Raw genomic sequence first — 22,644 nt, forward strand, 5'->3', positions numbered from 1 at the left:
TGTATAACATATTTAACTTTATACTCTTTTAATTAATCATACTATTAAACATTAAACTATATGTAAGTGTTTTCAATTACATGAACAGTTTTTTACATAAATTGAATGAGATTTTGCCATCTTATTCGTAGGCGAAATGAAAAAAGCTGCATAAAGAAGAGATTCTTCATGCAGCTTTCATAGTTATTCAACTGTCTTTATTCTATTTGGATCGAGAGTTTCATATCCTTTATCCCGCAGGCCCTTCACAATATCGGATAAGCCCTCGCTCGTCCATGTTCGATCATGCATGAGAAGGTTTGCCCCATCATTCAGGTAAGGGCTGTTAACCATAATATCGGTGATTGCATCTTTGTTCTGATATTGCTTTTCCCAATCATATCCGTATGTCCAGTTCATTAGTGACATCTTTTGTTCGGCTGCAATTTGTCGGCTATAGTCAGTATTCTGACCAAATGGAGCCCTGAAGAATTTTGGTCGTTCCCCAATGATGGATTCAATAAGATCATTTAGTGATACAATCTCTTCTTTTTGCTTTTCAGGAGTGATTTCTTTCAGACTGCTATGACTATACGTATGGTTTCCAATCGTAAATCCCATGTCATGAATCTTTTTTAAAGTCTCTTTTTCTTCCGGTGTATCAAGAAAATGACCATTTACAAAGAATATAGCTGGAGCGTTCAGCGATTTAAGATCTTTTGCCATTTGTAAGGCGTGTTGATCTGGTGCATCGTCAATCGTAAGGAGTACTACTTTAGGATTCGCATCACCTATAGGATTAATGCTCCAGTTATTTTCATTAATCCTATAGTCCTTTGTTTGAACTACCTCTTCTGAAGGTTCGCTTGTCTCTTCCTGTTCAGTGTTTTTTTCTGCTGAAGAATCAACTTCAGTTGTCTTCCCGCTCTCTTTTTCCATTTCAGAATGATCAGGCTTCTTGGTTTCTTCGTTGGTGGTTGTTGGTTCACCTGAGCATGCTGTTAAAAGTAGTAGGGTTAAGCCTGTTGCTAAAATCTTTTTCATGTCTCTCACCTTTCCGTGTTCACTTTGAATATTTTAACATATTCTTAAATGATTCTGGGAAAGAATTAAAATATTTCCATTACATTTTCAAATACAACTTTGAAGGCAAAGAAGCACGTTAAACTAAATGATGTAATAAATAAGGTCAGCTTTCTTGATTGAACGATTTTCTTGGCGGCAATAAAGGCTAAGTAAAAGAATATAACAAACATTATCCATTTATATTCTAAATGATCTTTATCAGACATCCATTCAGCTATATAGAAAACACTCCATAAAATCATTTGAACTAAAAAAGCAATATACGATTTCATGTTTATTACATCCTTTAAGTGATTTATTTTAAACTTCCTTCTTTTTTATTTACCCCTATTCATGGATTGAAACCTAATGATTATTTGATAAAGGCGTAGATCAGTATTCAATCATCGTATTTATATAGTATATTCTATTAAGATTACTTTCATTATGTATGTCTTTTCAATTATGTAACATTTCAATGACTTGACCCCTTTATGATTTTTCATATGATAAAATGTGACATAAGATCAGTATAAAAGTTATTTATTTACAATTGTAAAGTTCATAGCATCGTTTAAGAAAAGAGGATGATGTATGAAACATATACTCACTTTATCAATATTAATCATTTCCACGATGTTGCTTTTGACTTCATGTGACTATATTTCTTCGAATAAAGTTGTTTTAGCAGAAGATCAATTTATAGAAAAGCAGGTTATATTCTTCACCGATGAACGAAACGTTTCTAAAGAAATACCCTATTACGATGCAATCATTGAGCTAAAAAAACAATATCCTGATGACCTTAAACGTTTAAAGGTTGTCAGCCTTAATACTGAGGCACCAAATGAAATAGCAGATTCTCCCCCGACCTCGCCTGCAATCGTAGTCGTAGAAAACAATCAGGTCATATGTAAAGTGGAAGGCGATATTTCCAAAGAAGACATTTTAAAACCCGTTTCAACTGCAATTGAAAGTTGGGAACAATAACAAAAAAAGGGATTGAAGCGCATTATTGCTTCAATCCCTTTTATTCTTGATAACAAATAAAAAAGGATGATCCCAGCAAGCCGGGATCATCCTCGATTTGTTACTTTATTTTACGATATGAATTGGGCTACCCATTGCAACTTCTGCTGCTTCCATGGAAATCTCACCTAATGTAGGATGAGCATGAATTGTCATCGCAACGTCTTCAGCAGTCATACCGGATTCAATCGCCAGTCCTAATTCAGCAATCATGTCTGATGCACCGGAACCTACGATTTGTGCTCCGATAATTAAACCGTCTTCTTTACGGGTAACAAGCTTCATGAAACCATCACTCGCATTAAGAGCCAATGCACGGCCATTAGCAGCGAATGGGAATTTAGCAGCGATCACTTCGATGCCTTCTTCTTTCGCTTGCGCTTCAGAATAACCTACTGTCGCTAATTCAGGATCTGTGAAGCACACAGCAGGAATACCGAGGTAATCGATTTCTGCCGGTTCACCTGAGATGACTTCAGCAGCAATTTTACCTTCGTAAGAAGCTTTGTGAGCAAGTGGTGGTCCATCTACGATGTCACCGATTGCGAAGATGTTAGGGATGTTCGTACGGCACTGCTTATCAATTTTGACAACACCGCGGTCTGACATCTCGATGCCAACTTCTTCAAGACCGATTTCATCCGTATTTGGACGACGGCCTACTGTTACAAGCACGTAATCAGCTTCAACCGTCTTCTCTTCACCTTTTACCTCATATTTAACAACTACGCCGCTATCGCTTTCTTCAACGCCTTTAGCCATTGCTTTCGTTACAACCTCGACGCCTTTTTTCTTAAGACCTTTTTTCACGACCGTAGTCATTTGCTTTTCGAAACCGCTAAGGATATCGTCGGCACCTTCTAAAATCGTTACTTGGGATCCAAGGTTTGCGTAAGCAGTACCAAGTTCAGTTCCGATGTAACCTCCACCGATTACCACAAGCTTCTGTGGAATTTCAGTAAGAGCAAGAGCTCCTGTTGAATCGATGACGCGTTTTGAGAACTTGAAGCTAGGGATTTCGATTGGGCGTGAACCAGTTGCAAGAATCAAGTTTTTGAACTTGTATGTTTGAGCAGAGTTGTCATCCATCACACGCAATGTATTAGTATCTACAAGGTAAGCTTCACCGCGTACGATTTCTGCTTTATTTCCTTTAAGAAGGCCTTCTACACCGCCAGTTAATTTCTTAACAACTCCAGCTTTCCACTCTTGAACTTTATCAAAATTCACTTTTACATTTTCAGCTACGATCCCCATGTCATCAGAATGTTGTGCCTGATGAAAACGGTGACCCGCTGTGATTAGAGCTTTAGATGGGATGCAACCAACGTTTAAGCAAACTCCACCCATGTTTTCTTTTTCAATGATTGTCACTTTTTGCCCCAGTTGCGCTGCACGGATTGCAGCTACATATCCTCCGGGACCTGAACCGACTACGATTGTATCTGTTTCGATTGGGAAATCTCCTACTACCATTGTATTACGCCTCCATTAATAATAATTCTGGATCGTTCAACAAACGCTTGATATGGTTAAGTGCATGTTGAGCAGTAGCTCCGTCGATCATGCGGTGATCGAAGCTCAATGATAATGCTAACACAGGTGCGGCTACAATTTCACCATTTTTAACTACAGGTTTTTCTGCAATACGTCCGACTCCAAGGATGGCAACCTCTGGATGGTTGATTACCGGAGTAAACCATTGTCCACCAGCAGAACCAATATTCGTGATTGTACATGAAGCACCTTTCATTTCATCTCCTGAAAGCTTACCATCACGAGCTTTGCCAGCCAGTTCGTTAATTTCATTTGAAATTGAGAACATGGATTTACGATCAGCATTCTTCACAACAGGTACTAATAGTCCTTTGTCAGTATCCGCTGCGATACCAATGTTGTAATAATGCTTTTGTACGATTTCGCTCGTTGAATCATCAATAGATGTGTTTAGCGCCGGATATTCACGTAATGCACTTGTTAATGCTTTAACGATATAAGGTAAGAATGTTAATTTAATACCTTTTTCAGCTGCAACTTCTTTGAACTTCTTGCGGTGAGCCCAAAGTTTTGTCACATCAATTTCATCCATTAATGTTACGTGAGGAGCTGTATGTTTAGAGTTGACCATTGCTTTCGCAATTGCTTTACGCATACCACTCATTTTCTCGCGAGTTTCAGGGTATTCACCCTCTGGAGCTTTAGGCGCAGCTTTTTTAGAATCAGCTTCTGGTGCTTTTTCTTCTGTTTTCGCTTCTTCAGCAGCTTCTGCCGGCTTAGAATCTCCGCTTAAGAAAGCATCGATATCTTCCTTGACAACACGTCCGTTTTTACCAGAACCGGATACTTGGCGAATTTCCACACCGTTTTCTCTAGCGTATTTACGAACAGAAGGCATAGCGATGACACGCTTATTAGGATCAACTCCAGCATCTTGACCTGTTGATTCTTCCTTGGTTTCAGGAGCAGCTTCTTTCTTAACATCCTGACCAGATTCAGCAGATCCTTGAACTTGACCTTCTGTTTTCTCGTCAGCTTTAGGAGCTTCTTTCTTCTCTCCATCATCACCTTTGAACTGAAGATCTTCGTAACCAGGCGCGTCGAACTTAATAAGTGTATCACCTACTACTGCTACAGTACCTTCGTCAACAAGAAGTTCTTCAACTGTCCCTGCTACCGGAGATGGAATTTCTACTACTGCTTTATCATTTTGAACTTCACATAGTACATCGTCTTCTTCAACTTTATCGCCAGGCTTAACAAACCATTTTACGATTTCACCTTCATGAATACCTTCACCAATGTCTGGTAATTTGAATTCGAATGACATGGACTCTACCTCCTGTATTGAATAATGATTAAAAATAGATGAATGTAATATTTATATCTGTCTGATTTTCTTATATCTGCAATTGGAAAAGAGAAGGGTGGGTTACCCTTCTGTTTTCATTTAAATATAAGGGGGAGCTATAAAAGCTCCTTACCCATTAAAAGTTAAGTACTTTTTTCGCTGTTTCAAGAACGTCTTTGTGGTTTGGTAACCAGATTGGCTCTGCTTGAGAGAAAGAGTACACTGTATCTGGTGCCGCTACACGAAGTACTGGTGCTTCAAGGCTAAGAATCGCACGGTCATTGATTTCAGCAACCACGTTCGCTGCGATACCAGCTTGCTTTTGAGCTTCTTGAACAACGATGGCACGGTTTGTTTTTTCAACTGACGCCATAATTGTATCAATGTCCAACGGGCTAACCGTACGTAAATCGATTACTTCGACTGAGTGTCCTTCTTTTTCAAGTTCTTCAGCCGCTTTCAATGATTCGTGTACCATTGCTCCATAAGTGATAATGGATAGGTCTGTACCTTCACGTTTTACATCAGCTTTACCAAGTTCAATTGTGTATTCCTCTTCAGGAACCTCTTGACGGAATGAACGGTATAATTTCATGTGCTCCAGGAAAATGACAGGGTCATTATCACGAATAGATGAAATTAATAAACCTTTAGCGTCATAAGGTGTTGAAGGAATAACGACTTTTAAACCAGGTTGCTGAGCCATTAATCCTTCCAAGCTGTCCGCATGAAGTTCCGGAGTATGTACTCCACCACCAAATGGGGAACGGATTGTGATTGGAGAAGTATACGTTCCACCTGAACGGTAACGCATACGGGCCATTTGTCCACTTACTGAATCCATTACTTCGTATACGAAACCGAAGAATTGGATTTCCGGTACCGGACGGTACCCTTCTAATGCTAAACCGATTGCTAAACCACCGATTCCTGATTCTGCTAGTGGAGTATCGAATACACGGTCTTCACCGAATTCTTTCTGAAGTCCTTCCGTCGCACGGAATACACCACCGTTTAGACCTACGTCCTCACCAAAAACTAAAACGTCTTCGTTGTTGCGTAGTTCTGTGCGCAGTGCATCAGTGATCGCTTGAATCATTGTCATTTGCGCCATGGCTTATTTCGACTCCTTTTCTTTGTAGATTTCTAATTGTTCTTTTAAGTTGTAAGGAAGCTCTTCATACATATTGTTAATGAAATCAGTAACTTTTTGCTTAGGAGTTCCATCTGCTTCTTTAATAGCTTGTTTGATATCTTCTTTCGCTTCTTCGATCACTTCGTTTTCTTTCTCTTCACTCCATAATCCTTTACCTTCTAAGAATTTACGGAAACGCACTAATGGATCTTTCTTCTCCCAGTCAGTATCCATTTCTGAAGTACGGTAACGAGTTGGATCATCACCTGCCATTGTGTGTGGCCCGTAGCGGTAGCAAAGTGTTTCGATTAATGAAGGTCCTTCCCCATTTACAGCGCGATTACGAGCTTCTAAAGTAGCTGAATACACTGCTAATGGATCCATACCATCCACTAATATACCAGGGATACCGGCTGCAACTGCTTTTTGAGCAATTGTACGGCCAGCTGTTTGCTTATCACGTGGTGTTGAGATGGCGAACTGATTGTTTTGAACAACGAAGATCGCTGGAGCTGCGTACGCACCGGCAAAGTTAATTCCTTCGTAGAAATCACCTTGTGAAGACCCACCGTCACCTGTATATGTAACGGCAACAGCTTTCTTACCACGTTTCTTAAGGCCTAATGCCACCCCGGCAGTTTGGATGTATTGTGCACCGATGATGATTTGAGGTGATAATACATTTACACCTTCTGGAGGCTGATTTCCTTTGAAATGTCCACGTGAGAATAAGAATGCTTGAGCTAACGGAAGACCGTGCCAAACGATTTGTGGAACATCGCGATAACCAGGCAGGATCCAATCTTCCTTCTCTAAAGCAAAGTGAGAAGCAATTTGTGATGCCTCCTGTCCAGCTGTTGGTGCATAGAAACCTAAACGTCCTTGACGGTTCAGGGAGATTGATCTTTGATCAAGAATACGAGTATAAACCATACGACGCATTAATTCCTGTAGATCCTCATCAGAGATCTCAGGCATTGCATCTTCGTTTACTACTTCGCCTTCTTCGTTCAAAATTTGGAACATTTCAAACTTGTCTTCAATTTGTTCGAGCGTCTTAACTGCATCGAATTGTGCCTTCTTTGATTTAGAAGCCATCGAAGTCACCTATCCTTTCTTTATACATTTATTTTGGTTTTTTTACATACAAAGTTTAGATTACCCAAATTCAGTATGACCTACCACAATACTTGAGGATACACACACTATTAGTAGTTTTCCACAAATACCAAGAAAGCAAACCCGAAATTACATTCGAGCTTATCTGTATCAGTCGAAATTCAATAGCGACTAATACAATCCATGAATACCTTTACTAGTTTACAATATAGAAATTCAGGAAGTCAACGACAAAGTATTATAAATTCATGATTCCAAACAACCTTTAAATTTTTTTCTGCCATTTCTTTTCAGAACTGTATCAATACTCCCTTACTACCTGTTATATATAAACAATAGAAACAACCTCATCTGTTATAGAGTAAGAATGCCGTTACTCCTCTTTATCCCATTATGACCCTGAGATTGGAAAGGAACTCGGATTATTGTTTAAGTAAAATCAAAAAAGTGATAGAAGAGGGAAGTTTTCCTCTTCTATCACTTTTTATCCATCATTATTCTGAGTCTTTCACATCAAGACCGGCGCTCGAATAAAACTCTTGTTTTAGCTTATTGAATTCTTCTGTCTTTTTATTGTAGTCCTCATTGAACTTCACTATTTTTTCATATTGTTCATTAATAGAAGAGATTTGTTTCTCAAGCTCTTCAATTGTAAGTTCTTTCTTTTTGAACATATTATAAAGCTCTTTATCCAGAGATAGGACATCCAGATAAGAAGATGTTAGCTTTTCATGAAGCTGATAACGTTCTTCCATCGTTTTCCCCAGCTTTTTGGCTTCTTTTTTAAGGTCTTCGTTTTCTAACTTATCAACATAGTCGTCTGCTTTCGCAAACTCTTCCTTCGCTTCACTCATGGACGTACGCTCTTGATCTATGTATTCTTTTCTTTTTTTGATGTTGTCCAGAGCTTCGTCGGAAAGTTTTACAATCTGGTCAAACTCTTTCATCCCAAGATCCATAATCTTAGTATAAATTTCTTTCTCTTTTTCTTCTAACTCTTGAAGAGGCTTTTGAACTTCAACATATTGACCTTCTTTGGATACTGTTTCTTCAAGAACATTGTACATATTCTCCTCGGGTGAAGAACCACCAACACAGCCCATTAATACAAAGATAGCGGCTCCTAAAATGAAAGCAAAACGAAATTTCGACACAACTAGATCCCCCTTAACTATTTACCACCTTCTACTATATCTATGTCTACAACATTTGACAATAGGGATTTACAACTGTGGAAAAAAATGTCGATTAGACTATTCTTCCTATTAAAATGATTATGTCATTTATCTGTTGAGTATTCCACCTTATATCGAATCTCATTCGTTAACTTTTCCGGTGTAAAATGATAGACTATTATCATACATAATAGATTATCTTAATATATAAAGTAGAGAAGTGATTGATCAACTGGCCCCGTCTGCAAGTAATGTGTAATGACATATATCGCCTATCCAATCATATCTCTATTGTACCTGAGGAGGAAAATCAATGATTACGATGAATGACATAATCCGAGAGGGTCACCCTACATTAACGATGGTGGCAAAGGAAGTGGCTATCCCGCCATCAAATGAAGACAAGGAAACATTAAGAAGCTTATTAGAATATGTAGTAAACAGCCAAAATCCTGAAACAGCAAATAAGTATGGCCTTAGACCCGGGATTGGCCTCGCTGCGCCTCAAATAAATATTTCTAAGAGGATGTTAGCTGTCAATGTGACAGACAATCAAGGAAGATTACACAGCTATGCTTTATTCAACCCGAAGATTATTAGCCACTCAATCGAGAAAGCTTATTTAACATCAGGTGAAGGTTGTTTGTCAGTAGATAGAAATGTTCCCGGATTTGTTCCTCGATACGCCAGAGTGACTGTCAAAGGCTGGGATGTGGATGGTAACGAAGTGAAACTGCGTTTAAAGGGGTTACCGTCCATCGTATTCCAGCATGAAATCGATCATTTGAATGGGATCATGTTCTATGACCACATCAACCCGAATAATCCGTTCGAGCCGATTCCGGATGCAATCGCTATTGAACGATAATAAAAAAGACTTCTTCCTATTACCGAAGAAGTCTTTTTTGTTTAGATTAATTCCAGTTCCTTTAAACCATGATATATTCCATTATCATCGACGTGTTTTGTGACCAAATTTGCATGTTTTTGTACTTCTTGCACGGCATTCCCCATGGCAACACCTGTACCAACGGATTGAATCATTTCAATATCATTTAACCCGTCTCCAAACGCGTAAACATCTTCCATTTCAAACCCGAGCTTAGCGATCATTTTTTTAATGCCTTCTGCTTTTGATCCGCCTTTCGGCAGGATATCCATTGAGTACTGATGCCAGCGAATGAATGTGAAGTCATTGTATTTCTCCCGATAAAAGCTTTCTTCTTCTTTTGTACAAAACAACAAGGATTGATAAATATCTCTTCCTTTATAAAATTCCGGAGCATAATCAGGATGTGGAAATTTTAAACTTCTCATACTCTCTTCAATATATTTATGGTGCTTTTGGTTTGACTTCATCGTTTGATGATTTAAGTGAACCACCGGATGTTCCTTAGAATACGTATCCTCCAGTAACTCTTCTAACGTCTCTATTTTTAATGGATTTGTATAGATGACCTCATTTTCAAAAACTACATATTGACCATTAAATGAAACAAAGGATTCGATCCCTAACTCTTCCCGAAGACCCTCATACATAAATGGAGCTCTGCCAGTTGCAATCGCAACATAAGTGCCATTTGATTGTAATGTTTGGATGGCTTCTTTCGTTGCATGAGGAAGCTTCTTATCGTGGTCAAGCAGTGTACCATCTATATCGAAGAAAACTATTTTAGACATATCTGTTCTCCTTTTCACACATAATCTTTATCTCTTTTACCCGTTGTTTAAAGTAATCCTTTGCGGCTTAAATGTCAATGAATGAGCCCATTTACCAAACTTAACCATGTAAGAGATTCAATAAATTCCGTACAATATAAGTAAGACAACAGAGACGACGGTATTATTGTTCCTTTACTTCAAAGGAAAATCTCGGTAAACTATTGATAAGGAGTGATCCACCATGTTAAAAAAGCTCAGAAAAAAGCTTTTAAAACAGTGGAAAGAATTGCTTAGAAAAAAAACGATTGCATAGTATTTTATCTGTCGAACGAACCCAATCAAAGTCACACTACTAAAATACATGTAATTCGGTTATACTGTCATACGTTTACACAAATAATAAGGGACTGATGCCACTAGTGAGCTTTTTCGTCTCCATTGGTTCAGTCCCTCTTCTCTATTTTTGTAATGTTTTAATGAAGGATTCTCGCAAAAACTTTATTTACTCGAAAGAATCCTTTATAATTTATAGCATACATAAACACGGTGATTCATCCCTACTTAAATGATAGGTTATTTTCGAAAGAGTTAGAACAAGGGCTGTAGGCTATGGTGAATTCTCGTGAAAGATAGATTCCACTCGCCTTTCATTCATATTGAAAGGTCGCCCTGTGTTAAGGAAATGATCCTTTTATCAATCGTTTTTTTACCACAGGGCGTAAATGAGCCATATATGAACATAGTAACTGTTCAGACCACAATGGTATATCTATACCTATTAGCAGGGAAGCTAGCCCTCTAATGTCCAGCTCCAGCGTCAAGTCCTATTCGTCATGATACACACCTCCCTCAACCGGAGCCTGGTTTTATGCCTATAGGTGCCTAAGACGCCGCTTATGTTATGTAGTTGATAACTTTTTTATCATAGATGAAAGTTAGATTTTTTGAAAACGGATAAGGAGAGAGAAAAACATGATTTTTAAAGTATTTTATCAAGAAAGTAAAGCAGAAGTGCCTGTTCGCGAATGCACTCAATCTCTTTACATGGAAGCAGATTCAGAACGTGAAGTACGTCTGAAATTAAAAGACAAACCGTATAACATTGAATTCGTACAAAAGCTAGAGGGCGCTTTTTTAGAGTATGAAGAAAACCATCATTCTTTCGAGTTGGAGCAATAATCAATGAAATTTGTCAAGAATGACCAAACCGCAGTATTTGCCCTTGGCGGTTTAGGTGAAATCGGTAAAAACACATACGGCGTACAATTCCAAGACGAAATCATCCTGATCGATGCGGGAATCAAGTTCCCTGAAGACGAACTGCTCGGTATCGATTACGTAATACCGGATTACACATATCTGGTGAAGAATGCAGATAAAATCAAGGGTCTTTTCGTGACACACGGACACGAAGATCATATCGGTGGAATCCCTTATTTACTGCGCGAATTAAACATCCCGATTTACGGCGGGAAGCTCGCACTGGGACTTATTAAAAACAAGCTGGAAGAGCACGGTCTATTAAGAAATGCGAAACTTAATGTCATCAAAGAAGATGACATCATTAAATTCCGCAAGACGTCTGTTACCTTCTTCAGAACGACTCACAGTATTCCGGATTCATACGGGATTGTTGTGAAAACACCACCTGGTAATGTTGTACATACAGGTGACTTTAAATTTGATTTCACGCCGGTTGGTGAACCCGCGAACTTAACCAAAATGGCTGAAATCGGAAAAGAAGGCGTCCTTTGTCTTCTATCTGATAGTACGAACGCTGAAGTTCCAAACTTCACAATGTCCGAACGCAAAGTCGGAGAAAGCATCAATGACATTTTCCGCAAAGTGGACGGTCGTGTTATATTCGCTACTTTTGCTTCTAATATTCACCGTTTACAACAAGTGGTTGAAGCAGCTGTCTTTCATAATAGAAAAGTCGCTGTTTTCGGAAGAAGCATGGAAGCTGCCATTACAATCGGTCAAGAATTAGGGTATATTAACGCCCCTAAAGATACATTCATTGAACATAACCAGATTAATCGTTTACCTGCAAATGAAGTAGCGATATTATGTACAGGTTCTCAAGGTGAACCAATGGCTGCATTATCGAGAATTGCAAACGGTACTCACCGTCAGATTCAGATCCAGCCTGGTGACACAGTTGTATTTTCTTCTTCACCTATCCCTGGAAATACGATCAGTGTAAATCGCACAATCAACCTACTATATCGTGCTGGAGCAGAAGTCATCCATGGACCATTAAGTGATATCCATACATCTGGTCATGGTGGACAACAAGAAATGAAGTTAATGCTCCGCCTGATGAATCCAACCTTCTTTATGCCGATACATGGTGAATTCCGCATGCAGAAAATGCACGCTCAGATCGGGGTAGATTGTGGAGTTCAAGCTGAAAATTGCTTCATTATGGACAACGGTGAAGTTCTCGCATTAAGCAATGACTCAGCACAAGTTGCTGGCAAAATCCCTTCTGGGAACGTCTATATCGACGGAAGCGGTATCGGTGATATCGGTAATATCGTTCTTCGGGATCGCCGAATCCTTTCAGAAGAAGGCTTAGTCATCGTTGTGGTTAGTATCGACATGAAAGATTTCAAAATTGCATCAGGTCCTGACCTGATTTCCAGAGGATTCGTGTACATGCGTGAATCAGGTGACCTTATTAATGAAGCACAAACACTTATTTCTAAACACCTGAACAAAGTTCTAGAAAGAAGGACATCACAATGGTCAGAGATCAAAAATGAAATCACGGATACCCTTGCTCCATTCTTATATGAAAAAACAAAACGACGTCCTATGATTTTACCGATCATTATGGAAGTCTGATAATCTTAAGATCCGGTGGATGGATGACACTTTAATCACAGTGTACCTTTCACCAAATAATAAAGAAGAGGCTGACCGCTTGGGTCAGCCTCTTCTTTATATTATAAGACCTTCTTTTCAAAACGGTTAATATCTGTATCTGCTCCAATTACAATCAGGATATCTCCTTCACGAATCTGTTCATCGGCTTGTGGAGACACAATAATATCCTTTTGTCTTTTAATCGCCACGATATTGATCCCGAATTGAGCACGGATATCCAAATCGATTAACGAGTTCCCACTAAGGTTTTCATTCGCCACAATCTCTACGATGGAGTGTTCATCCGACAGCTCTAAGTAATCCAATACATTATTCGAAACGATATTATGAGCAATCCTTCTCCCCATATCACGTTCTGGATGAACGACTTGGTTCGCACCTATTTTACGTAAAACTTTTTCATGGTAATCATTTTGTGCCTTAACGGTAATTTTTTTCACACCGATTTCCTTCATCATCAAGGTGGTTAAGATACTAGATTGGATATCGTCTCCAATAGCCACAATGACGTGGTCAAAATTCCTGATTCCCAGGCTCTTTAATACGGATTCGTCCGTTGAATCTGCCACTACCGCATGAGAAGCAATGGAAGAGAATTCATTTACTTTATCTTCATCCTGATCAATCGCCATAACCTCCATCCCTTGATCTGATAATGAACGGACAATACTGCCTCCAAATCGCCCTAATCCAACAACCACAAACTCTTTTTTCACCATACATCCCCCCGCACTCTCTATATCCTTTATTTTAGCATAAAAAAAAGGAGAAAATGAAATTTCTCCCTGTTGTTCCCTGTATTAAATATTGAGGGTTTTTAACAATACCCTCTTTTATTATTATTTCTTGCCTTTAACATAATCTGCATCAAATAAAAACAGTCTCATTAACAAGTAAAGAGATGGAATCAATAAAAGCAATCCTGCTATAAAGACGATAACCAGGGCCGTTCCCATCGTTGGATTCGTTACACTCGTTTCTATCGTAATAAACGGTTTTAAAATATAAGGTAAATGGGATGCACCGTAGCCAAAGAAAGCAAAGAAGAATTGCAGCATAACCAAAATAAAGGCAGTTCCAAAATTCTTTCGCAGGTAGATTAAAAATGATGCACCGAAGAAGCATAGAAGGGATAATCCAAACATCCACCAAATATCAATTGCCTTCGTAAAATGCTCTGCATTATGCTCTCTTAAAGACACGAACACTAATAAGCTTGCCAGAATGGTCGGTGGACTCCAAAACAGAGAAAACTTCCTTAATTCTTCCCTGGAATCCATATCTCCTGCACGGTTTGCATAATAGGTTAGAAAAGTTGCACTTATAAATAATACCGACACAATGGAGAGAGCCACCACACTCCACGAATAAGGGCTGGTAAAAAGCTCCTTGGCCAGGAAGATGACCTTATCTCCCTGTTCCTCCAGAAATCCACCTTCTGAAATCGTTAAAGCCGTTGATAAGGAAGCAGGAATTAATAGACCGGTTGCTCCATATAAAAACAGATACACGATATTATCCTTTGAGCCGTAATTTCCGAATGCATAGAAGCTTCCTCTTATAGCCAGCAATATGATGGCGATACTTCCCGGAAGTAATAAAGCCGTTCCATAATAATATGCTGCGTCGGGAAAGAACCCTACAAGCCCCACAAAGAAGAAGACGAAAAAGACGTTGGTTACTTCCCATACCGGTGAAAGGTATCGACTAATCAACACGTTTAACGTATGCTCCTTGCCCTTCATTCTCCCGTAAAAGGCAAAGAAGCCAGCCCCGAAATCAATTGAAGCCACAATAAGGTACCCATAAAGGAATAACCACAATACGGTAATCCCTACTACTTCCAAACTCATACCCATTCCTCCCTTAAAGCTTAAGCCCCTTCTTCACAAAAAATGAAAAGAAGGAGCAATTTTATTTCTAATTAACTCGCTTTCTTAGGAAAACGTTGTTCTAATTCCGCCTCTGCAGGCTTATTTTTAAACATTTTGATTAATACAACCACACATAGCACACCCAGGAGGATATAAAGGCCAACAAACAATGCAAACGTCAAGCCTACTCCATCGGCTTTCGTTGCCGCATCTGCCACTTTCATATACCCTCTCATAATCCATGGCTGTCGACCAACCTCGGCGTAAATCCAGCCAAATTCAATCGCCAGCATCGCAAGTGGTCCACTTGCTACAATTCCCCATAGAAGCGGCTTATTCCATTCATTCCGCTTCTTCCACTTCCAGAACAGAATAAATGCCGCAGAAATAAAGATACTGTAAAACCCAATTGATACCATCAGGTCAAACATATAGTGGACCCATAAAGGCGGCCGCTCATCTTCAGGAAATTCATTCAGACCAATAACCTCTGTTTCAAAAGAACTCCCTGCCAGAAAACTTAAGAATCCAGGTAAGCGGATCTCATTATGGACCTCATTATTTTCATCCAGTGTTCCAAATACGATAAGATCCGCATTCTCTTCCGTTTCAAAGTGCCATTCTGCTGCGGCGAGCTTCTCAGGCTGATACTCGGCTAGGAATTTAGCTGATAAATCCCCTGCCAATGCAGTCGCAAAAGCGAAAATCAAAGCAGAAACCATCGTTAAACGCAGGGCTTTCTTATGATACTCCCCGCCTCTCTTACGAAGAATCGCAAATGCCGTAATCGCCGCCAACACCAAAGCCGATGTTAGATAGGCAGTCGTCAATACGTGAAACACTTTCGTAGGCGTGGCCGGATTCAGCATCGCAGCAATCGGATCGATATTAATGGCTTTCCCATTCTCTAATTCAAATCCTTGAGGAGTGTTCATAAACGCATTCACCGTCGTAATGAAAAGTGCAGAAGCCGAAGAACCAATCATAACCGGAATCGTCAACAGCCAATGGATCCACTTATTCTTAAAACGGTCCCAAGTATAAAGATAGATTCCTAAAAAGATAGCCTCAAAGAAAAACGCAAAAGTTTCCATAAATAATGGCAGTGCAATCACCTGTCCGGCGACCTGCATAAATGAAGGCCACAATAAGGAAAGCTGCAACCCTATCGCTGTACCCGTTACAACCCCCACCGCAACCGTAATCGTAAAACCTCTTGCCCACCTTCTTGCAAGCAAAAGATAATGGGGATCATTTCGTTTGATACCCATAAACTCCGCAATGGCAATCATAATCGGTACCCCTACCCCAATCGTCGCAAAAATAATATGGAATGCAAGGGTTGTCGAAGTGAGCATTCTACTCAAAATCACACCATCTAAAACCATTCTATACTCCCCCTACTGATCTACTTACAATCGTAAACAACTGTTTTCTACTGTTTATCACATATTGTTCATTATAAAACCTGATAATGAGTTTGTGATGTGTTGAACATGAATATTTTGTGACGTTTTTCACAAACATTTATTTATCTTTTATTTTAGGGGTTTTTAGAGTAATTGGCAATGATGTTGCTTGGAGGGATGGGGCTTGTTTTTCGAGAAAGTATTGTACACCGACCCGACCCTATCCCACCACACCCCTCCTTCCATAAACAAAAGAAAAGAACCCCTCACACACCAGTGCAGGGGTCCATCCTTTCTTACATCGCATCCAACATTCTGAACTGTGATTTAACCAGCTCATAATAATCACCCTGTTGCTCCATCAGCTCATCGTGGTTGCCGGATTCTTTGATTCTTCCATTTTCCAGGACAAAGATATTGTCCGATTCACGGATCGTAGATAGGCGGTGAGCGATGATGATTGCGGTACGACCGTTCAGTAGACGTTTCAATGCTTTTTGAATTTTGACTTCTGTTTCTGTATCTATGGATGCTGTCGCTTCATCCAATATGATGATTCGAGGGTTCGCCAATAGTGCTCGGGCGAATGACAGTAATTGTCTTTCACCAACGGATAAAACATTACCCCGTTCTTCCACTTCGGTCTCGTATCCATTGGAAAGCTTCTCGATGAACTCATTGGCTCCGATTGCTTCGGCGGCATTCTTAACCTCTTCGTCCTTTGCATCAGGGCGCCCGAATCGGATGTTATCCATGATGGTTCCCGAGAAGATGAATGTATCCTGCAGGACGATGCTGATTTGACTTCGTAAGCTTGAAACCGATGCATCCCTCAGGTTTACCCCATCAATTTTCACTTCACCATTCGTCGGATCGTAAAAACGGCTGATCAGGTTGGCGATCGTAGTTTTACCAGATCCAGTATGGCCGACTAACGCGACGGTCTGGCCTGCTTTCATTTCAAGGTTGATGTTTTGGAGTGCTTTTCGTTTGTCATCGTAGGAAAATTCTACATTCTCAAACTGTATTCTTCCTTTGATGTCAGTCAGGTTCACTGCATTCGTTTTTTCATTTACAATCGGTTGTTCATCGAGGAATTCGAAGATACGCTCGGATGAAGCCATACCGATCAGTAGTTGATTGTAAACTTGGCCGAGCCTTGAAATGGGTTCCCAGAACATCCCCAGATAGAAGGCGAATGAAACAAATTCTCCCAGTTCCAGTGAGCCGCCTTGAATGAGATGGGCACCGTACCATATGAGGACCGCTGTCCCAATGGCGTTTGTCAGTTCTACTAGCGGGCGGAACATGGCATTTTTCTTTGTGGCTGTTCTCCAGCTATCGAAGTTTTCCGTGTTTACCCCATCGAAGAAGGCCATGTTTTCTTTTTCTTGAGTGAATGATTGAGTAACACGGATCCCTTGAATGCTTTCATTCAGATGGGAATTCAGCTTCGATTGCTTGAGTCGTACCATTTGCCAGGATCTGCGGATGTTTTTTCGTAAGCTGGTTGAGATAAAAAACATGATTGGCAGAATGACCATGACGGCAAGTGTTAACTCAGGACTTAACGTAAAGAGAATGACGATGATTCCAATGAGCAGGATGATATCCATTAAGAGATTAATAACTCCGTTTGTAAATAGTTCCTGAAGGGAGTTAATGTCATTCATGATCCGAACCAGGATGGAACCGGCTGACCTCTGATCAAAGAAGCGATGGGATAGCCATTGAACATGGCTGAATAAGTGCTTTCTTAAATCATAGATAACTCCTTGCCCCAGCTGATTCATCCACCTGATCCTTAGCACATTTGCAACGTAATTCAATACATAGAGTCCTGCGATAATTCCAACCAATGTAAATAGTAAATTGGAATCCTTCTGCCTGATGGCTTTGTCTAATGTGTATACCCCAATCAGAATAGGTACGATCAATCGAACTGCTGTTGTGATCAGAACGGTAATGATGGATAAGGGCAGGAGTTTTTTAGAATAGGGCTTTAAATACGTTAATAACCGGTAGAGTTGCTCCCAGTTAAACGGCTTATCGATCATTTGATCTGTAGAGTAATGGAATCTGCTTAATACGCTTTTGTTCACTTTGTTTTTCTGACTCAAATCCACTCACCTACCCTTCCTGAGTTTGTAATATTTTTTTCTGGTCTTTGTATTGGATATCATAGATTCGTTGATACGGTCCATTATTTTTCAGTAGGAAGTCATGAACTCCCCTCTCGACGACTTTCCCGTTTTCCAGTACGAGTATTTCATCTGCATGCTTGAGGGATGAAATCCGATGGGCAATAATAAAGGTCGTTCGATCCGACATGACTTCTTTTAGCGCTTTTTGAATCCTGAATTCAGTTTCCATGTCTACGGCGCTTGTTGCGTCATCGAGGATCAGGATCGATGGGTCTGTACAAATCGCACGGGCTATGGCAATCCGCTGCTTTTGACCACCTGAAAGACCTAAACCTCTTTCACCGAGCCTTGTGTCGTAGCCATCGGGCAATTCTGAAATAAAATCATGGGCTTGTGCCCGTTTTGCTGCTTCCATGATATCTTCCATTGTTGCTTCCGGTCGTCCATACGATATATTTGCCTTGATGGTCGAAGAGAATAAGAAAGATTCCTGAAGGACGAAACCGATATTTTTTCGAAGTGATTTTAAAGAGTAATCTTTCAGATCCCTTCCATCGATGAGGATTTCTCCCTCTTCGGGTTCATAGAAACGAGTGATAAGCTGGGTGATACTCGTTTTACCAGAGCCGGTACCTCCGATCAGACCGATGACTTTTCCGGGTTCAGCCTTAAAGGTAATATCCTCGAGGGCTGCTTCATCATGAACGGTATAATTCAGTGACACATGCTTAAATTCCACTTCACCATTCATCCGATCAACGTGGAGAACATCTTGATGATCTTTTATCTCTTCGTCCACTTCAAGAATTTCGAGTAAACGTTCCCCTGATGCTTTCGATTGTGAAAACAGGTTAATCGTAAATCCAAGATTCATGATCGGCCAGATAATGTACCACACTAAACTGTAAAACGCGACAAGCTCTCCTGGTTGAAGGTTGCCATTCATCACAAGATAACCACCGTAAGCGAGGAGTGTCACCACACTTACATTCCCCAGAAACTCCATTAAAGGAAAGTACTTTGCCCAAATGTCCGAGGTGAAAAGGTATTTATCTTTGTAATCGCCGTTTGATTGGTTGAATTTGTTGATTTGATGATTTTCTCTCGATAATGATTTTACTGTATTGATTCCTGAAATATTTTCTTGAACATTGGTATTCAGTTTTCCGAATGATTTACGGATACCCCTGAAAGCAGGGTGAACCGCTTTATCAAATTTGTATACGGCTATAGCCAGAAATGGTAACGATAATAGGGTAACGAATGTCAACTGAGGTGAATAATAGAACATAACACCAAAGCTTACCGTTACTAAAAGGAAAAAGCGAAGCAGTTCGGAAAAACCAAAGGATAGAAAGAAACGAAAAGCTTCTACATCTGCCGTCAACCGGGACATCAGATCCCCTGTTTTGGCATTATCGTAGTAACTGAATGGAAGGAATTGAAGCTTTTCATACAGTTCATTTCTCATTCGATAAACCGAGGTTATACCGAATAGATCCCCATGGTATTGCTGAATAAATGTGGCAACGCCTTTCACGATCATAATGCCGATAAATCCAAAAGCTAAGTACGGAATCCACTGATAGTTCCCTTGCAGAATCACATCATCAATCGTGATTTGCAAGATCATTGGATAGACGACAGTGATCAGTGTAACAAAAATCAAGAAAATCATTGAAATGATAAAATGCCTTTTATAGGGCCAATAAAAGGCTTTCAATTTTTTAAAAGTATCCATATTTTCTCCCCCTTCAACGTTGCATATAAAAAGAACGTACTAATAAATATATCGGCTTTCGAAATATTTATCTACCCTTTTTTAGAATTTTTTACTTTTTTATGAATTATCCTCCTAGTCTTATTATTCATATTAATTGTAAAAATGAATCCAAAAAAATAGATCGGTCTTTTGACCGATCTATTCCCGCATATTTCGTTTGAACCTATTCGCTTTTTTCCATTTCATCGAGCACACGATTGACGCGTTTTTCAAGCATTTTCATTCCGCTTCCGCCCGCTTGGAAGTGACGAAGGTTCCCGTCTTTATCAAAGACATAGTAAGCCGGCACATATTGATTTTCGAATGCATCGGTCAATTTATGCTCACTGTCTACGAAGATTGGCTGAGTGATATCGTGCTCAGCTGCTACCTTCTTTATTTCTTCCAGGTTCAGATCATCCTCGGAGCGTGGCATATGGACAGCCATAACATTCAGTTTATCACTGTATTGATCCCGAAATTCATTTACTTGTGGCATCGCTTCTTTACAAAGGTGACATGAGATGGACCAGAAGTGAATAAGTGTCGGCTTTTCTCCTACCAGCTCTCCCTTTGTTACTTCTCCATTTAACCATTCTGTAGCACCGTTTAATTCCGGCATCGGTTCACGAAGCTTCATTAATATGGCCTCCCTTAATTTGTATCGATTTTATTCCTATTGTTCACAGGATAGATTTGTACTACTCCTGAAAAATTTACATGATAAGAAAAAGGCCTAACAAACGGTTAGGCCTTTATTCATTTGAAAATTATAAAGTTTTTTGACCTGGCTTCCAGTTTGCCGGGCAAAGTCCGCCAGTTTGAAGTGCTTGAAGTACACGTAAAGTTTCTTCAACGTCTCGGCCGATATTGTTGTGGAATACTACTTGATATTGCAGTTCCCCTTCTGGGTTTATGATGTATAGCCCGCGAAGAGCAATACCTTCATCTTCAATTAGGACTCCGTATTCGCTGGATACACTGTGGTTTGTATCTGCAGCTAATGGGTATCTTAGCTCACCAAGACCATTTTCTTTACGGTCAGTGTTAATCCAAGCTAAGTGGGTATGAATAGTGTCTGTAGAGACACCGATAACTTCTGCATCTAAATCTTCGAACTCATCGTAGCGGTCTGACATTGCTGTAATTTCAGTTGGACAAACGAAAGTGAAGTCCATTGGGTAGAAGAACAATACTGTCCACTTATCGTTTTTCATATTTTCTTCCAGTGACACTTTACCGAATTCTTTGTTTGGCAATACAGCGTCCATTTCAAAACGTGGAGCCTGTTTGCCTACCATGCGTTCTGCCATGAGTGAATCCCTCCAATGAGTTTTTAATGAAGTATTTTACATGAAAAGGAAGACGTGAAAGCCTGTCCTTTCTGAATCACAAGTTTCATTATATAGGATTAGTTTTTTTAAGTCAATGTTAAATTATAATCAATTTAATATTAAAATGATTATAATTTATTGACAATATCCCTTACTTGGTTTTCCCTATTATATAGAAGTTTACTCACTTTTCTGCTTGAATAAACATCTACATAAAGTTTACCATTTCTCAACTGGGGAATAAAACAATATGCTTTTTTATATACTCTTTGACATGTCCTGTGGTGAATTGTGTATACTAGAATGGTCATTATTTAAAAGGAAGGATGTTTTGGATTGAATTACATACTTGGTCTTAGTGCTATAAGTGACCGACTTTCCAATTTTAATTGGGGCGGTCTATTGGTGACGATTGGAATAGGCGCCTTACAGATAATAGCGATTTGGATCGCTTTCATTATCGTGAAAGGTGCAGCTAACAAAGTGGTTGAGAGAGTCTTTGATAAGTACAGAAAAAGAAATGATGTTTCTGAAGGTCGCGCCCAAACACTACAAAGTCTTTCAAAAAATATAATCGGATACATCCTGATTTTTGTTTTCTTTGTCACGATTTTACAAATCTTCGGTATCCAGGTGACGGCTATTCTCGCCGGAGCAGGAATTGTTGGCCTTGCAGTCGGCTTTGGGGCTCAAGGGTTAGTAAGTGATGTAGTGACTGGATTCTTTATTCTATTGGAAAAGCAAGTAGATGTAGGGGATTACGTGTCCACAGGAAATTTCTCAGGGATTGTAGAAGAGGTTGGTTTACGAACGACACATATTCGTGGGTTTGATGGTACTCTGCATTATGTGCCAAATAGAGAAATTACGAGTGTCAGCAATCATTCCCGTGGAAATATGAGAGCACTTGTTGATATCGGGATCTCATATGATGATGACATTGACAAAGCGATGGTGGTGCTTCAGCAGGTTTGTGATACGATCGCTCAAGAAGATGACAATATTGTAGATGGACCAAATGTGTTAGGGGTTCAGACACTTGGCGCTTCAGATGTAGTACTGAGAGTGCTATGCAAAACGAAAAACATGGAGCAATGGGGAGTGGAACGGAAGCTTCGTAAAGCTCTAAAAGAAGCTCTTGACCAAAATGGAATTGAAATTCCTTACCCTCACCAGGTTTATATTGAGAAGAAAGAAAGCTAATGAAAGTAAAAAGA

At 39.7% G+C, this 22,644-nt stretch carries 20 protein-coding genes; 5 read left to right on the forward strand and 15 right to left on the reverse strand.

Going from position 1 to position 22,644, the window contains the following annotated elements:
* Positions 1–183 precede the first annotated feature (183 nt).
* Entirely contained in the window at positions 184–1,023 is an 840-nt protein-coding gene (locus ACFQWC_RS08485) for a polysaccharide deacetylase family protein (RefSeq protein WP_299740574.1), read from the reverse strand.
* A gap of 65 nt (positions 1,024–1,088) precedes the next feature.
* Positions 1,089–1,337, reverse strand: coding sequence for a hypothetical protein (locus tag ACFQWC_RS08490; RefSeq protein WP_044337541.1), 249 nt, complete (start codon positions 1,335–1,337; stop codon positions 1,089–1,091).
* 301 nt (positions 1,338–1,638) lie between these two features.
* Here ACFQWC_RS08490 and ACFQWC_RS08495 point away from each other — a divergent pair, with 301 nt between their 5' ends.
* Positions 1,639–2,034, forward strand: a complete 396-nt coding sequence (locus ACFQWC_RS08495; RefSeq protein WP_299740573.1) for a hypothetical protein — start codon at positions 1,639–1,641, stop codon at positions 2,032–2,034.
* A gap of 105 nt (positions 2,035–2,139) precedes the next feature.
* On the opposite strand, the gene lpdA is transcribed toward ACFQWC_RS08495, so the two are convergent.
* The 5 genes from lpdA to ACFQWC_RS08520 form a co-directional block, all read right to left on the reverse strand.
* A complete protein-coding gene (lpdA, locus tag ACFQWC_RS08500; RefSeq protein ID WP_299740571.1) occupies positions 2,140–3,549 on the reverse strand; it encodes a dihydrolipoyl dehydrogenase in 1,410 nt (469 codons plus the stop codon).
* 4 nt (positions 3,550–3,553) lie between these two features.
* Positions 3,554–4,900 (reverse strand): dihydrolipoamide acetyltransferase family protein, encoded by a 1,347-nt coding sequence (locus ACFQWC_RS08505; RefSeq protein ID WP_299740569.1) that lies wholly within the window; start codon positions 4,898–4,900, stop codon positions 3,554–3,556.
* A gap of 157 nt (positions 4,901–5,057) precedes the next feature.
* Positions 5,058–6,035 carry an alpha-ketoacid dehydrogenase subunit beta gene (locus ACFQWC_RS08510; RefSeq protein ID WP_044337544.1) on the reverse strand — a complete coding sequence of 326 codons (978 nt, stop codon included), beginning with the start codon at positions 6,033–6,035 and terminating at the stop codon, positions 5,058–5,060.
* A 3-nt stretch (positions 6,036–6,038) separates the two neighbouring features.
* Positions 6,039–7,154 (reverse strand): pyruvate dehydrogenase (acetyl-transferring) E1 component subunit alpha, encoded by a 1,116-nt coding sequence (pdhA, locus tag ACFQWC_RS08515; RefSeq protein WP_044337545.1) that lies wholly within the window; start codon positions 7,152–7,154, stop codon positions 6,039–6,041.
* A 515-nt stretch (positions 7,155–7,669) separates the two neighbouring features.
* The gene (locus ACFQWC_RS08520) at positions 7,670–8,329 is read right to left on the reverse strand and encodes a YkyA family protein (protein WP_299740564.1); all 660 of its coding nucleotides are present in this window, start codon (positions 8,327–8,329) and stop codon (positions 7,670–7,672) included.
* 334 nt (positions 8,330–8,663) lie between these two features.
* Here ACFQWC_RS08520 and def point away from each other — a divergent pair, with 334 nt between their 5' ends.
* Complete coding sequence (def, locus tag ACFQWC_RS08525) at positions 8,664–9,218, forward strand: peptide deformylase (protein ID WP_299740562.1); 555 nt, start codon at positions 8,664–8,666, stop codon at positions 9,216–9,218.
* Between the two features lie 41 nt (positions 9,219–9,259).
* Here def and ACFQWC_RS08530 read toward each other — a convergent pair whose 3' ends face one another.
* On the reverse strand, positions 9,260–10,030 hold the full coding sequence (locus tag ACFQWC_RS08530) for a Cof-type HAD-IIB family hydrolase (protein ID WP_299740560.1): 771 nt from the start codon (positions 10,028–10,030) through the stop codon (positions 9,260–9,262).
* Between the two features lie 954 nt (positions 10,031–10,984).
* Between ACFQWC_RS08530 and ACFQWC_RS08535 the strand changes: the two genes are divergently transcribed.
* Positions 10,985–11,191 (forward strand): DNA-dependent RNA polymerase subunit epsilon, encoded by a 207-nt coding sequence (locus ACFQWC_RS08535; RefSeq protein WP_044337548.1) that lies wholly within the window; start codon positions 10,985–10,987, stop codon positions 11,189–11,191.
* Positions 11,192–11,194: 3 nt separating this feature from the next.
* Positions 11,195–12,862 carry a ribonuclease J1 gene (gene rnjA, locus ACFQWC_RS08540; RefSeq protein WP_299740557.1) on the forward strand — a complete coding sequence of 556 codons (1,668 nt, stop codon included), beginning with the start codon at positions 11,195–11,197 and terminating at the stop codon, positions 12,860–12,862.
* 101 nt (positions 12,863–12,963) lie between these two features.
* On the opposite strand, the gene ACFQWC_RS08545 is transcribed toward rnjA, so the two are convergent.
* From ACFQWC_RS08545 to ACFQWC_RS08575, 7 genes are all read right to left on the reverse strand, one after another.
* On the reverse strand, positions 12,964–13,620 hold the full coding sequence (locus ACFQWC_RS08545; protein ID WP_299741284.1) for a potassium channel family protein: 657 nt from the start codon (positions 13,618–13,620) through the stop codon (positions 12,964–12,966).
* A gap of 123 nt (positions 13,621–13,743) precedes the next feature.
* The gene (locus ACFQWC_RS08550) at positions 13,744–14,757 is read right to left on the reverse strand and encodes a cytochrome d ubiquinol oxidase subunit II (protein ID WP_299740555.1); all 1,014 of its coding nucleotides are present in this window, start codon (positions 14,755–14,757) and stop codon (positions 13,744–13,746) included.
* A gap of 71 nt (positions 14,758–14,828) precedes the next feature.
* The gene (locus ACFQWC_RS08555; protein WP_299740553.1) at positions 14,829–16,166 is read right to left on the reverse strand and encodes a cytochrome ubiquinol oxidase subunit I; all 1,338 of its coding nucleotides are present in this window, start codon (positions 16,164–16,166) and stop codon (positions 14,829–14,831) included.
* Positions 16,167–16,483: 317 nt separating this feature from the next.
* On the reverse strand, positions 16,484–18,244 hold the full coding sequence (locus tag ACFQWC_RS08560) for an ABC transporter ATP-binding protein (RefSeq protein WP_299741283.1): 1,761 nt from the start codon (positions 18,242–18,244) through the stop codon (positions 16,484–16,486).
* Between the two features lie 73 nt (positions 18,245–18,317).
* Entirely contained in the window at positions 18,318–20,072 is a 1,755-nt protein-coding gene (locus tag ACFQWC_RS08565) for an ABC transporter ATP-binding protein (RefSeq protein WP_299740551.1), read from the reverse strand.
* Between the two features lie 205 nt (positions 20,073–20,277).
* Positions 20,278–20,733, reverse strand: coding sequence for a TlpA family protein disulfide reductase (locus tag ACFQWC_RS08570; RefSeq protein ID WP_299740549.1), 456 nt, complete (start codon positions 20,731–20,733; stop codon positions 20,278–20,280).
* 130 nt (positions 20,734–20,863) lie between these two features.
* Positions 20,864–21,406 carry a peroxiredoxin gene (locus ACFQWC_RS08575; RefSeq protein ID WP_044337555.1) on the reverse strand — a complete coding sequence of 181 codons (543 nt, stop codon included), beginning with the start codon at positions 21,404–21,406 and terminating at the stop codon, positions 20,864–20,866.
* Between the two features lie 357 nt (positions 21,407–21,763).
* Here ACFQWC_RS08575 and ACFQWC_RS08580 point away from each other — a divergent pair, with 357 nt between their 5' ends.
* The gene (locus ACFQWC_RS08580) at positions 21,764–22,630 is read left to right on the forward strand and encodes a mechanosensitive ion channel family protein (protein ID WP_299740546.1); all 867 of its coding nucleotides are present in this window, start codon (positions 21,764–21,766) and stop codon (positions 22,628–22,630) included.
* Positions 22,631–22,644 lie beyond the last annotated feature (14 nt).

Origin of the sequence: Rossellomorea sp. GCM10028870, from assembly GCF_042666755.1 — a bacterium.
Classification (GTDB): domain Bacteria; phylum Bacillota; class Bacilli; order Bacillales; family Bacillaceae_B; genus Rossellomorea.

Coding starts and splice junctions, on each gene's coding strand:
- ACFQWC_RS08550 (WP_299740555.1), bottom strand. CDS start 14,757: ATGAGTTTGGAAGTAGTAGGGATTACCGTATTGTGGTTATTCCTTTAT.
- ACFQWC_RS08555 (WP_299740553.1), bottom strand. CDS start 16,166: ATGGTTTTAGATGGTGTGATTTTGAGTAGAATGCTCACTTCGACAACC.
- ACFQWC_RS08575 (WP_044337555.1), bottom strand. CDS start 21,406: ATGGCAGAACGCATGGTAGGCAAACAGGCTCCACGTTTTGAAATGGAC.
- ACFQWC_RS08570 (WP_299740549.1), bottom strand. CDS start 20,733: ATGAAGCTTCGTGAACCGATGCCGGAATTAAACGGTGCTACAGAATGG.
- ACFQWC_RS08505 (WP_299740569.1), bottom strand. CDS start 4,900: ATGTCATTCGAATTCAAATTACCAGACATTGGTGAAGGTATTCATGAA.
- lpdA (WP_299740571.1), bottom strand. CDS start 3,549: ATGGTAGTAGGAGATTTCCCAATCGAAACAGATACAATCGTAGTCGGT.
- ACFQWC_RS08535 (WP_044337548.1), top strand. CDS start 10,985: ATGATTTTTAAAGTATTTTATCAAGAAAGTAAAGCAGAAGTGCCTGTT.
- ACFQWC_RS08485 (WP_299740574.1), bottom strand. CDS start 1,023: ATGAAAAAGATTTTAGCAACAGGCTTAACCCTACTACTTTTAACAGCA.
- ACFQWC_RS08530 (WP_299740560.1), bottom strand. CDS start 10,030: ATGTCTAAAATAGTTTTCTTCGATATAGATGGTACACTGCTTGACCAC.
- ACFQWC_RS08495 (WP_299740573.1), top strand. CDS start 1,639: ATGAAACATATACTCACTTTATCAATATTAATCATTTCCACGATGTTG.
- pdhA (WP_044337545.1), bottom strand. CDS start 7,154: ATGGCTTCTAAATCAAAGAAGGCACAATTCGATGCAGTTAAGACGCTC.
- ACFQWC_RS08565 (WP_299740551.1), bottom strand. CDS start 20,072: ATGGATACTTTTAAAAAATTGAAAGCCTTTTATTGGCCCTATAAAAGG.
- ACFQWC_RS08560 (WP_299741283.1), bottom strand. CDS start 18,244: ATGATCGATAAGCCGTTTAACTGGGAGCAACTCTACCGGTTATTAACG.
- def (WP_299740562.1), top strand. CDS start 8,664: ATGATTACGATGAATGACATAATCCGAGAGGGTCACCCTACATTAACG.
- ACFQWC_RS08510 (WP_044337544.1), bottom strand. CDS start 6,035: ATGGCGCAAATGACAATGATTCAAGCGATCACTGATGCACTGCGCACA.
- ACFQWC_RS08490 (WP_044337541.1), bottom strand. CDS start 1,337: ATGAAATCGTATATTGCTTTTTTAGTTCAAATGATTTTATGGAGTGTT.
- rnjA (WP_299740557.1), top strand. CDS start 11,195: ATGAAATTTGTCAAGAATGACCAAACCGCAGTATTTGCCCTTGGCGGT.